The 11,551-nt window shown below is 71.6% G+C and carries 10 protein-coding genes; 5 read left to right on the top strand and 5 right to left on the bottom strand.

Annotation, left to right across the window (positions count from 1 at the left end; all coding sequences use genetic code 11):
• Positions 1-29: 29 nt before the first annotated feature.
• Positions 30-782, bottom strand: a complete 753-nt coding sequence (locus CNQ36_RS08520; RefSeq protein WP_040907487.1) for an ABC transporter ATP-binding protein — start codon at positions 780-782, stop codon at positions 30-32.
• A complete protein-coding gene (locus CNQ36_RS08515) occupies positions 779-1,294 on the bottom strand; it encodes a PadR family transcriptional regulator (protein ID WP_004932738.1) in 516 nt (171 codons plus the stop codon). Before CNQ36_RS08515 ends, CNQ36_RS08520 begins: the two co-directional genes overlap by 4 nt.
• A gap of 126 nt (positions 1,295-1,420) precedes the next feature.
• Between CNQ36_RS08515 and CNQ36_RS08510 the strand changes: the two genes are divergently transcribed.
• The 5 genes from CNQ36_RS08510 (at position 1,421) to CNQ36_RS08490 (ending at position 8,076) form a co-directional block, all read left to right on the top strand.
• On the top strand, positions 1,421-2,692 hold the full coding sequence (locus CNQ36_RS08510) for an ABC transporter substrate-binding protein (RefSeq protein ID WP_040907489.1): 1,272 nt from the start codon (positions 1,421-1,423) through the stop codon (positions 2,690-2,692).
• 192 nt (positions 2,693-2,884) lie between these two features.
• Positions 2,885-4,504 carry a glycoside hydrolase family 13 protein gene (locus CNQ36_RS08505; RefSeq protein ID WP_121545536.1) on the top strand — a complete coding sequence of 540 codons (1,620 nt, stop codon included), beginning with the start codon at positions 2,885-2,887 and terminating at the stop codon, positions 4,502-4,504.
• 34 nt (positions 4,505-4,538) lie between these two features.
• A complete protein-coding gene (locus CNQ36_RS08500) occupies positions 4,539-5,867 on the top strand; it encodes an ABC transporter substrate-binding protein (protein WP_004932745.1) in 1,329 nt (442 codons plus the stop codon).
• A gap of 5 nt (positions 5,868-5,872) precedes the next feature.
• Positions 5,873-7,240, top strand: coding sequence for an ABC transporter permease (locus tag CNQ36_RS08495; RefSeq protein WP_121545535.1), 1,368 nt, complete (start codon positions 5,873-5,875; stop codon positions 7,238-7,240).
• Positions 7,237-8,076, top strand: coding sequence for a carbohydrate ABC transporter permease (locus CNQ36_RS08490; RefSeq protein ID WP_004932753.1), 840 nt, complete (start codon positions 7,237-7,239; stop codon positions 8,074-8,076). Before CNQ36_RS08495 ends, CNQ36_RS08490 begins: the two co-directional genes overlap by 4 nt.
• A gap of 117 nt (positions 8,077-8,193) precedes the next feature.
• Here the strand turns inward: CNQ36_RS08490 and pgl are convergent, their stop codons facing one another.
• Genes pgl through zwf form a run of 3 tightly spaced genes read right to left on the bottom strand, consistent with a single transcriptional unit; the run spans position 8,194 to position 11,551 of the window.
• On the bottom strand, positions 8,194-8,979 hold the full coding sequence (pgl, locus tag CNQ36_RS08480; RefSeq protein ID WP_121545534.1) for a 6-phosphogluconolactonase: 786 nt from the start codon (positions 8,977-8,979) through the stop codon (positions 8,194-8,196).
• Positions 8,976-10,031, bottom strand: a complete 1,056-nt coding sequence (gene opcA, locus CNQ36_RS08475; protein WP_040907495.1) for a glucose-6-phosphate dehydrogenase assembly protein OpcA — start codon at positions 10,029-10,031, stop codon at positions 8,976-8,978. The genes pgl and opcA overlap by 4 nt, the downstream gene beginning before the upstream one ends.
• Positions 10,028-11,551 (bottom strand): glucose-6-phosphate dehydrogenase, encoded by a 1,524-nt coding sequence (gene zwf / locus CNQ36_RS08470; RefSeq protein ID WP_004932762.1) that lies wholly within the window; start codon positions 11,549-11,551, stop codon positions 10,028-10,030. Before zwf ends, opcA begins: the two co-directional genes overlap by 4 nt.

The raw sequence follows: 11,551 nt of genomic DNA, 5'->3' as shown, positions 1-11,551 counted from the left end.
TCCGCGGGGGGCGGTCGTGGAAGCGCATGTCAGTCCTTGAGCTCCAGCACCCCGGACGCCCCGGCCCGGCGCGGCGGGGGGCCGGCGTCGAGTGCGGCGTCGTCGGCGATCCGGCCGTCGAAGAAGCTGATCACCCGGTCCGCGGCGCTCGCCAGCCGGGCGTCGTGGGTGACCAGCAGGATCGTCTGCCCGCGCTGATGGAAGCGGGACAGCAGCCGCATCACCTCGCGGGTGCCCCTGCTGTCCAGGCTGCCCGCCGGCTCGTCGGCCAGCAGCAGCGGCGGATGGTTGACCAGGGCCCGGGCCAGCGCGACCCGTTGCTGCTCGCCGCCGGACAGCTCGCCCGGCATGCTGCGCCCCTTGCCTTCGAGACCGAGCTCGGCGAGCAGCTCCTTCCGCCCGGCGCGCGCCTTCTTCGGCGGCACCCCGGCGAGCAGCGCGGGCAGCTCCACGTTGTCGGCGACCGACAGGTCGGAGACGAGGTTGAAGAACTGGAAGACGATCCCGATCCGCTTGCGGCGCTCCACCGCCCAGCGGGCCTCGCCGTAGCCGTCGGTGCGCTCGCCGTCCAGCCAGACGCTGCCCGCGTCGGGCCGCTGCAGCCCGCCGAGCAGATGCAGCAGGGTCGACTTGCCCGCTCCGGACGGGCCGGTGATCGCCACGAACTCGCCGCGCGCCACCCGCAGGTCGACCCCGCGCACGGCGTGCGCCGGGGCGCCCTCGCCGTGGTGCGTCTTGACCAGGCCTTCGGCGCGCAGCACGGGAGTGGTGCTCTCGCTCACTCCAGCTCCTCCAGCTCCTCCTGGCACCGCTCCAGCCAGTCCAGGTCGGCCTGCAGATGCAGCATCGCGCCCTCGATCAGCAGATGGGAGATGCGGTTGTCGCGGTCCTCGGCGGCGGCCAGTTTCGACAACTGCCGCATGGTGTTCAGGTACTGACGCCGCTGTCGGTTGATCAGCGCGATCTGGTCGGCGAGTCCGGTCCGCGGGGCGAGGGCCAGTTTCATGAAGAACTCGTCCCGCACCCGCGGCTCGTCGGCCGTCTCCTCGTACCAGGCGCGCAGCGCCTCCCGCCCGGCGTCGGTGAGGTGGTAGACCTTCTTGTTGGGCCGGCTCGACTGCTCGACGTCCTCGCCCTCGATCAGCCCCGACTTCTCGAGGCGGCCGAGGGTGACGTAGATCTGGCCGACGTTCGGCTGAGGGTACGCGGAGCCCAGCAGTTGCTCAAGGTCCTGTTTGAGCTCGTAGCCGTGTGCCGGGCCGCGGGCGAGCAGCGCGAGGAGGTGCAGCCGCACTCGTGCTCTCCTCCTCGCCTCTGCGCAATGTGCCGCAGACCCTAGTATCGCGCATACCTAACCGGTATACATGGCCTCTGACCCCCGGACGATGGTGCCCGGGTGCCGGTGCGCTGGAGGGAACCTATGCGGTGGATCCATGCCGCGGGTAGGGGCCTTCTCGCCCTCGTCGTCGTCCTGACCGGTTACGTCGCCTCCGGGGCGCGGGCCGACGAGGGCGGCGGGGGCGGCCGCGGGCCGCTCACCCTGGCCACCGCCGGCGACCTCACCGGCTATCTCGGCTCCGTGCTCGACGGCTGGAACCGTACCCATCCAGGCGAGAAGGTCACCCTCGTCGAGCTGCCGGACTCCGCCGACGAGACCCGCGCGCAGATGATCACCGATCTGCGCGGCGGGGAGCGCGGCCGCTTCGACGTGCTCAACATCGACGTCAGCTGGACCTCGGAGTTCGCCGCGGCCGGCTGGATCCGCCCGCTGCCGCGCGAGCGTTTCCCGCTCGACAGCTTCCTCCCGCGGGTCGTCGACACGGCGACCTACGACGGACGCCTGTACGCCGTCCCGTACGTCACCAACGCCGGGCTGCTGCTGTACCGCAAGGACGTCCTCGCCGAGGCGGGGGTGGCGCCGCCGCGCACCTGGGCCGAGCTGGAACGGGCCGCCGAGACCCTCGCCCCCGAGCACGGTCTCGACGGCTACGCGGGCCAGTTCCTGCCCTACGAGGGCCTCACCGTCAACGCGGCCGAGGCCGTCTACTCGGCGGGCGGCACCATCCTCGGCGACGAGGGCGAACGCGTCACCGTGAACTCACGGGCCGCCGCGGAGGGCATCGGCTTCCTCGCCCGCGGGGTGCGCGAGGGCTGGATACCGCGACAGGCGCTGACGTACAAGGAGGAGGAGTCCAAGCAGGCGTTCCAGAACGGCAGGCTGCTCTTCCTGCGCAACTGGCCCTACGCCTACGTCGCCGCCTCCGCCCCCGGCTCGAAGGTGGCCGGCAAGGTGGGCGCCGTGCCGCTGCCGGGGCCGGACGGCCCGGGGACGAGCGTCCTCGGCGGCTCCAACCTGGCCGTCGGCAGCCACGCCCGGCACCCGGACTCCGCCGCGCGCCTGATCGCGTACCTCACCAGCGAGCGCGTGCAGCGCCAGGTGCTCACGCGCGGCGCCCTGCCACCGGTGAGGGCCGCGCTGTACGACGACCCCGGACTGGTCCGGCGCTTCCCCTATCTGCCGACCCTGCGCGAGAGCGTGCTCGCCGCCGCTCCGCGCCCCAAGAGCCCGCACTACGACCAGGTGAGCCTGGTGGTGCAGGCGGTGGTGCACGACGCGATGAGCGGGCGGCAGACGCCCGGGGCCGCGGTGCGCCGGCTGGCGGGCGAGCTCGCCGCTGTCTCCTCGCGCTAGCCCGGAGCCCGACTCCTCTAGTTACTTGTTAGGTAACGCGGACGTCACAAGAGTGCCCGTTGTGTACGAGTAAGTTCCGATATGGCTCACCCAACTCTTCAGTAGCTTGCGCACGTTCATTGACACCCTCGCGAGAGCGCTACCTAACATGCATGCATAACAACCAGCGCTCCTCACAGACGGGTCAACGGGGTGAACAGGCACCACTGGTGGCGTGACGCGGTGATCTACCAGGTGTACGTCCGCAGCTTTCTGGACAGCACCGGCGACGGCATCGGCGATCTCGCCGGGGTCAGGGCAGGGCTGCCCTACCTCAAGAAGCTCGGCGTGGACGGCATCTGGCTGAGCCCCTTCTACCCTTCGCCGCAGCACGACCACGGCTACGACGTCGCCGACTACCGCGACGTCGACCCGGTCTTCGGCGACCTCGCCGAGTTCGACCGGCTGGTGACCGCCGCCCGCCGGCTCGGCATCAGGGTGCTGCTCGACATCGTCCCCAACCACTGCTCCAGCGAGCACCCCTGGTTCCGCGACGCCCTCGCCGCCGCCCCCGGCAGCCCCGAGCGCGCCCGCTTCCACTTCGCCCCCGGCCGGGGACCCGACGGCGCCGAGCCGCCGAACAACTGGCACGCCATGTTCGGCGGCCCCGCCTGGACCCGGGTCACCGAGCCGGACGGCCGCCCCGGCCAGTGGTACCTGCACATGTTCACGCCCGAACAGCCGGACTGGAACTGGCGCGAGCCCGAGGTCGCCGCCGAGTTCGACCGCACCCTCCGGTTCTGGCTGGACCGGGGCGTCGACGGCTTCCGCATCGACGTCGCCGCCGGACTCTTCAAGCACCCCGAACTGCCCGACTCGCCCGACCCGGAGGCCGACGCCCGCACCCGCGACTCGGTCAACCCGCTCGCCTGGAACCAGCCCGAGGTGCACGACGTGTGGCGGCACTGGCGGTCGGTGTGCGAGGAGTACACCGCCCGCGACGGCCGCGAACGCCTCCTGGTCGGCGAGGTCTCCGTGCCCACCGCCCGCGAACACGCCCGCTACGTCCGCCCGGACGAACTCCACCAGGCCTTCTTCTTCGACCTGCTCGGAGCGCCCTGGGACGCCGACGCCTTCCGCAAGGTCATCTCCGAGGCCATGCTGGACATCGCGGGCACCGGCTCCACCGTCACCTGGGTCCTCAACAACCACGACCAGGTCCGCACGGTCACCCGCTACGGCGAACCCGCCGGCGGCAGCGGACTCGGCGCCGCCCGCGCCCGCGCCGCCGCGCTGCTGATGCTGGCGCTGCCCGGCGCCGCCTACATCTACCAGGGCGAGGAGCTGGGCCTGCCCGAGGTCGTCGACCTGCCCGACGACGTGCTCACCGACCCGATCTTCCGCCGCACCGGCAGCCGCGCCCGGATACGCGACGGCTGCCGGGTGCCGCTGCCCTGGTCGGGACAGGCCTCCCCGTTCGGCTTCACCTCCGGCGCCGAAGGCGCCAAACCCTGGCTGCCGCAGCCGGAGTACTTCGCCGAGTACGCCACCCACCGGGCCCTCGCCGACACCCGCTCCTCCTGGCACCTGTACCGCGACGGCCTGCAGCTGCGCTCCGCGATGCCCCAGCTGGGCGAGGGCGCGCTGCGCTGGCTGGACACCCAGCCCGGCGTCCTCGCCTTCTCCCGCGGCGAAGGCCTGGTCTGCGCCGTCAACTTCGGCACCGCCCCCGTACCCGCCCCGGTCGCCGGCACCCCGCTGCTCGCCAGCGGACCCTGCCCGCCCGGGGTGCTCCCCGGCTCCACCGCCGCCTGGTGGATCGACGGCTCCTGAAACACCCGACCGACACTCCCGAAGGACATCGACGATGATGCGACGACGTACCACCCTGCTCACCGGATGCACCGCCCTCGTCCTCGCGCTCGGCGCGACCGCCTGCGGCGGCGGCGACCCCGTCTCGGCCGGCGGCGGCGACAAGTCGCTCGACGGCCAGACCGTCACCGTGGCCGGCGTGTGGTCCGGCAGCGAGCAGAAGAACTTCCAGAAGGTGCTCGACGCCTTCACGGAGAAGACCGGCGCCAAGACCCAGTTCGTCTCCACCGGTGACAACGTCTCCACCGTCGTCGGCAGCAAGATCGAGGGCGGCAACGCCCCCGACGTGGTGATGGTCCCGCAGGTCGGCGTGCTCCAGCAGTTCGCGGACAAGGGCTGGCTCAAGCCGCTCGACAAGAAGGTGCGGTCCACCATGGGCGAGAACTTCGCCGACGTGTGGCAGAACTACGGCAGCGTCGACGGCACCCTGTACGGCCTCTACTTCAAGGCCGCCCACAAGTCGACCGTCTGGTACAGCCCCGAGGCCCTCGAGCAGGCCGGCGTCACCCCGCCGAAGACCTACGACGCCATGCTGGAGAACGGGCGGACCATCTCCGACTCCGGACTCGCCGCCTTCTCCGTCGCCGGACAGGACGGCTGGACCCTGACCGACTGGTTCGAGAACGTCTACCTCTCCCAGGCCGGACCCGAGAAGTACGACGCCCTCGCCGCGCACGAGATCAAGTGGACCGACCCGACGGTCGTCGAGGCGCTCACCACCCTCGGTAAGCTCTTCAAGGACAAGCAGCTCATCGAGGGCGGCCAGAAGGGCGCCCTCAACACCGACTTCCCCGGCTCGGTGGAGAAGGTCTTCGGGCCCAAGGCCGAGGCCGCCATGGTCTACGAGGGCGACTTCGTCGCCGGTGTCGCCAAGGACCAGTTCGGCAAGAACATCGGCACCGACGCCGACTTCTTCCCCTTCCCGCCGGTCGGCGACGGCAAGGCGCCCGTGGTCAGCGGCGGCGACGCGGCCGTCGTCCTCAAGGACGGCAAGAACAGCAAGGCCGGCATGGCGCTCCTGGAGTACCTGGCCTCCCCGGAGGCCGCCTCCGTGTGGGCCGAGGCGGGCGGCTTCCTCTCCCCGAACAAGGGGCTCGACCTCTCCTCCTACGGCGACGACGTCACCCGCGCCACCGCCAAGTCCCTGGTCGAGGCCGGCGACTCGGTCCGCTTCGACATGTCCGACCAGGCCCCCGCGGCCTTCGGCGGCACCAAGGGCGCCGGTGAGTGGAAGATCCTCCAGGACTTCCTGCGCGACCCGTCCGACCCGGCGAAGACCGCCGCCGCGCTCGAGGGTGCCGCCGCCAAGGCCTACGGGAACTGACGGCCGTGACCGCCACACTCGTGAAAGAGGCGAGTCCACCGACACCCCGGCACCCCGGCAGCGCGCGCGGCCGGCGGCTGCGCCGCCGGGGGCGGGTCATCGCCCTGCTGTTCGTCCTGCCCGCGCTGCTCCTGCTGGGCGCGCTGGTCGTCTACCCGGTGCTGTTCTCCGTCGGCCGCAGCTTCTTCGACGCCTCCGGCACCACGTTCGTGGGCGGCGAGAACTACACCGAGATGTTCCGCGACCCGGCCACCCTCAAGGCCATCCGGAACACCGCGATCTGGGTCGTCGTGGCCCCCACGCTGCTGACCGGGCTCGGACTGATCCTGGCCGTCCTGGTGGAGAAGATCCGCTGGGCCACCGCCTTCAAGCTGCTGCTGTTCATGCCGATGGCGGTCTCCTTCCTCGCGGCCGGCATCATCTTCCGGCTCGCCTACGACGAGGACCCGGACAAGGGCGTCCTCAACGCCGCCGTCGTCTCCGTGCACGACGCCTTCCAGGGCAGCTCCTCCTACCCGACCGCCCGCGCGCGGGACGGCGAGGGGCTGACCAAGGGCGCGGACGGGTCGTACGCCACCGGTGCGGACGTCTCGCCCGGAGGCCCGGCGGCGGCGCTGGGCCTGGTCGGGGTCGCCCCCAAGGACCTGCCGGGCGACGCCGAACCCGCGGCTGCCGCGGCGGCCGGGAAGGCCGGCCCCGACGAGGTGCGCGGCGTGGTGTACCTCGACTTCACCCCCGGCGGGGGAGGGGAGCCCGGGGCGGTCGACCGGAGCGAGAAGGGACTGCCCGGCGTGACGGTCGAGGCCGTGCGCGACGGGGACCCCGTGGCGCGCACCACCACCGCCGCCGACGGCTCGTTCCGCTTCGCCGGACTGGACAGCGGCTCGTACGCCCTGAAACTGCCCTCCGCCAACTTCGCGGCACCCTATGACGGCATCTCCTGGCTCGGCCCGGCTCTCGTCACGCCGGCGATCATCGGAGCGTACCTATGGATCTGGACCGGTTTCGCGATGGTGCTCATCGGCGCGGGTCTCGCGGCGCTGCCCCGGGACGCGCTGGAGGCGGCACGTATGGACGGTGCCAACGAGTGGCAGATCTTCCGTCGCATCACCGTTCCGCTGCTCGCGCCGGTGCTCACCGTCGTCTTCGTGACGCTGGTCATCAACGTCATGAAGGTCTTCGACCTCGTCTACATCATCGCGCCGGGCCCGGTGCAGGAGGACGCGACGGTGCTGGCCACCCAGATGTGGCTGGTGTCGTTCGGCGGCGGCAACAACCAGGGGCTGGGCAGCGCCCTCGGCGTACTGCTGCTGCTCCTGGTCGTGCCGGCCATGGTCTTCAACGTCCGCCGTTTCCGAAGGAGTCAGCGATGAACGCGCTGCGCCGTGGGCTGAGCAGCACGGTGGTGCAGGCCTTCCTGGTGGTGATCGCGCTGGTGTGGATGACTCCGCTGGCCGGTCTGTTCCTGTCCTCGCTGCGCTCCGCCGAGGAGACCGCCGAGGGGGGCTGGTGGACCGTCTTCACCAGCCCCGGGCAGCTGTCCTTCGAGAACTACTCCGCGCTGCTGGGCAACTCGGGCATCACCCAGGCGTTCTGGAACACCGTGCTGATCTCGGTGCCGACCACCGTGCTGGTCGTGGTGGTGGCCGCGCTGGCCGGATACGCCTTCGCGTGGCTGGACTTCCCCGGGCGGGACGCGGTGTTCCTGCTCGTGGTCGCGCTGCTGGTGGTGCCCGTGCAGATCGGGCTGCTGCCCGTCGCCAAACTCTTCGGCCAGCTGGGGCTGTTCGGGACCATCCCCGGAGTCGTCCTGTTCCACGTGGCGTACGGACTGCCGTTCGCGGTGTTCCTGCTGCGGAACTACTTCGCCGAGATGCCGAAGGAGATGCTGGAGGCGGCGCGGATGGACGGCGGGAGCGAGTGGCGGATCTTCACCCGGCTGGTGCTGCCGGTGGGGCGGCCGGCCATCGCGAGCCTGGCGATCTTCCAGTTCCTGTGGGTGTGGAACGACATGCTGGTGGCGCTGCTGTTCGCGGACAGTTCGGCTCAGCCGCTCACGGTGCAGCTGCAGTCGCAGATCCGGCAGTTCGGCAGCAACGTCGATGTGCTGGCGCCGGGGGCGTTCCTGTCGCTGGTGGTGCCGGTGGTCGTGTTCTTCGCGTTCCAGCGGCACTTCGTGCAGGGGGTCATGGCGGGTTCCGTGAAGTAGGGGGCGGGGCGGAGGGGTTTTTCGCCCCCTCCGCCCTTTCCCTTCCCGTCCCTGGGGCTGCGCCCCAGACCCCCTGTCGGCCCTTCGGGCCTCGTCCTCAAGCGCCGGACGGGCTGGTTACGCCGTCGCCGGGGGATACAGCGTCCGCGGGAGTTGCGAAGCCGCCGCCGCGTCCAGGAGCCACAGGGTGCGGGTGCGGCCGTACGCGCCCGCTGCCGGGGCCTGGATCTCGCCCGCGCCGGAGAGGGCGATCTCCGCCGCCTCCGCCTTGTCCTCGCCCGCCGCCAGGAGCCAGACCTCCCGGGCCGCGCGGATCGCGGGGAGGGTCAGGGTCACCCGGGTCGGCGGGGGTTTGGGGGCGCCGTGGACGCCCACCACCGTGCGCTCCGTCTCACGGACCGCCGGCAGCTCCGGGAACAGGGAGGCCACGTGCGTGTCCGGTCCGACGCCCAGCATCAGGACGTCGAAGACCGGGACCGGGCCGTGGTTCTCCGGGGCCGCGGCCGCGGCGAGTTCCTCCGCGTAGGCCGCGGCCGCCGCGTCCACGTCCGCGCCGTGCGGGCCGTCCGACGCGGGCATGGCGTGCACGCGCCCGGGGTCCAGGGGCACCGCGTCGAGCAGCGCCTCGCGGGCCTGGGTGACATTGCGCTCCGGGTCGCCCTCCGGGAGGTAGCGCTCGTCGCCCCACCACAGGTCCAGCCGGGACCAGTCGATCGCGTCCCGGGCCGGGGCCGCCGCCAGCGCGGCCAGCAGGCCGTTGCCGTTGCGGCCGCCGGTCAGGACCACGGACGCCGAGCCCCGGGAGGCCTGCGCGTCCACGATCCTGGTGATCAGCCGGGCCGCCGCGGCCTGCGCCATCAGCTCCTTGTCCCGGTGCACGACCAGCTGCGGTGCCGTGCTCACTTCGCCGCCGCCTTCTTCACCGGGGCCTGCGCCGCCGCCTCGGACGCGGGAGCTTTCGCAGCCGACCCGACGGGAGCGGGGACCGCTTCCCGTTCTCCTTTGGCGGCCGGCGCGTCACCGCCGTCCGACGTCCTCAGCCGCTCCACGCCGTAGCGCAGCGCCGACGCGTAGGTGTCGTCCGGGTCCAGACGGCGCAGCTCCTCGGCGATGAGCTCCGCCGTGTCCCGGCGCTTGAGCGCCACCGCACGCTTCGGCTGGCCCTGTATGGACAGCGTCGCCAGCGATCCGTCGGCGCGGTCCAGCACGATCGGGCCGCAGTCGGTGTCCATGCGGACCGCGGTGAGACCCGGGCCGCTGGACTGGGTACGCCTGACGGGGACGTCCAGCCGGTCCGCGAGCCACATCGCCAGCAGCTCGCAGCTCGGGTTGAACCCCTCGCCCTCCACCTCGACGCCCTTCACCTCGCAGGCGACCTGGTCCAGCGCCGCGGCCAGCATCGAACGCCAGGGCGTGATGCGGGTCCACGACAGGTCCGTGTCGCCGGGCGTGTAGGCGTCCGCGCGGGCGGCGAGCTCCTCTACCGGCTTCTCGCAGGCGTAGGTGTCGGTCACCCTGCGCTGGGCCAGCGCGCCCAGCGGGTCCTTCGCCGGGTCCAGCGGGGCGTTGACCGGCCACCACACCACCACCGGGGCGTCCGGCAGCAGCAGCGGCAGCACCACCGACTGGGCGTGGTCGACGACCTCGCCGTAGAGGCGGAGCACGACGGTCTCGCCGGTTCCGGCGTCCGCGCCGACCCGGACCTCGGCGTCGAGGCGGGACTGGGTGCGGTCACGCGGCGAGCGGGAGACCCGCTTGATGACGACGAGCGTGCGCGAGGGGTGCTCGTGCGAGGCGTCGCCCGCCGACTTCAGCGCGTCGTAGGCGTTCTCCTCGTCCGTCACGATGACCAGCGTGAGCACCATGCCGACGGCCGGCGTGCCGATGGCCCGGCGGCCCTGCACCAGCGCCTTGTTGATCTTGCTGGCGGTGGTGTCCGTGAGGTCTGTCTTCATGGCCGGCGCCAGCTCCGTCCGTCTCGCTCGAGCATTTCGTCCGCCTCGACGGGTCCCCAGGTGCCGGCCGGGTACTGGGCCGGCTTCCCGTTCCTGTCCCAGTACTCCTCGATCGGGTCGAGGATCTTCCAGGACAGCTCGACCTCCTCCGTGCGCGGGAAGAGGTTGGAGTCCCCGAGCAGGACGTCGAGGATGAGCCGCTCGTACGCCTCCGGGCTGGACTCGGTGAACGACTCGCCGTAGGCGAAGTCCATCGACACGTCCCGGATCTCCATCGACGTGCCCGGCACCTTGGAGCCGAACCGGACCGTGACGCCCTCGTCGGGCTGGACCCGGATCACGATGGCGTTGGAGCCCAGCTCCTCCGTGGCCGTGGAGTCGAAGGGGGAGTGCGGGGCGCGCTGGAAGACGACCGCGATCTCGGTGACCCGGCGGCCGAGCCGCTTGCCGGTGCGCAGATAGAAGGGGACGCCCGCCCAGCGGCGGTTGTCGATGCCGACCTTGATGGCGGCGTAGGTGTCGGTCTTCGAGGAGGCGTCGATGCCGTCCTCCTCCAGGTACCCGACCGCCTTCGCGCCGCCCTGCCAGCCGGCCGCGTACTGACCGCGCACGGTGTCCCGGCCCAGGTCCTTCGGCAGCCGTACGGCGCCGAGCACCTTGGTCTTCTCCGCGGCCAGCGCGTCCGCGTCGAAGGAGGCGGGCTCCTCCATCGCGGTCAGCGCCATCAGCTGCAGCAGGTGGTTCTGGATGACGTCACGGGCGGCGCCGATGCCGTCGTAGTAGCCGGCCCGGCCGCCGATGCCGATGTCCTCGGCCATGGTGATCTGGACGTGGTCGACGAAGGACCGGTTCCATATCGGCTCGAACATCGTGTTGGCGAAACGCAGCGCCAGGATGTTCTGGACCGTCTCCTTGCCCAGGTAGTGGTCGATGCGGAAGACCTGGTCGGGCGCGAACACCTCGTGGACGATCGCGTTGAGCTCCTCGGCCGACCTCAGGTCGTGCCCGAACGGCTTCTCGATCACCGCGCGACGCCAGGAGCCGTCGGTCTGGTCGGCGAGACCGTGCTTCTTGAGCTGCTGGATGACCACCGGGAACGAGCGCGGGGGCACCGACAGGTAGAAGGCGAAGTTGCCGCCCGTGCCCTGCGCCTTGTCCAGTTCCTCGATCGTGCCGCGCAGCCGCTCGAACGACTCGTCGTCGTCGAAGGTGCCCTGCACGAAGCGCATGCCCTGGATGAGCTGCTGCCAGACCTCCTCGCGGAAGGGGGTGCGGGCGTGCTCCTTGACCGCGTCGTGGACCTCCTGTGCGAAGTCCTCGTTCGCCCACTCCCGGCGGGCGAAGCCCACCAGCGAGAAGCCCGGCGGCAGCAGCCCCCGGTTGGCCAGGTCGTACACGGCCGGCATCAGCTTCTTGCGCGACAGGTCGCCCGTGACGCCGAAGATGACCAGGCCCGACGGCCCCGCGATGCGCGGGAGCCGTCGGTCCGCCGGGTCACGCAGCGGATTGCTGCTCGACAA

It is taken from the genome of Streptomyces fungicidicus (assembly GCF_003665435.1).
Taxonomy (GTDB): Bacteria; Actinomycetota; Actinomycetes; order Streptomycetales; family Streptomycetaceae; genus Streptomyces; species Streptomyces fungicidicus.
The sequence above is the reverse complement of the archived record's forward strand: the minus strand, read 5'-3'. Positions and strand labels throughout refer to the sequence as shown.

Excerpts from the sequence above, each read along its gene's own strand:
- CNQ36_RS08510 (WP_040907489.1), top strand. The coding sequence starts at position 1,421 with ATGCGGTGGATCCATGCCGCGGGTAGGGGCCTTCTCGCCCTCGTCGTC.
- CNQ36_RS08500 (WP_004932745.1), top strand. The coding sequence starts at position 4,539 with ATGATGCGACGACGTACCACCCTGCTCACCGGATGCACCGCCCTCGTC.
- CNQ36_RS08490 (WP_004932753.1), top strand. The coding sequence starts at position 7,237 with ATGAACGCGCTGCGCCGTGGGCTGAGCAGCACGGTGGTGCAGGCCTTC.
- opcA (WP_040907495.1), bottom strand. The coding sequence starts at position 10,031 with ATGAAGACAGACCTCACGGACACCACCGCCAGCAAGATCAACAAGGCG.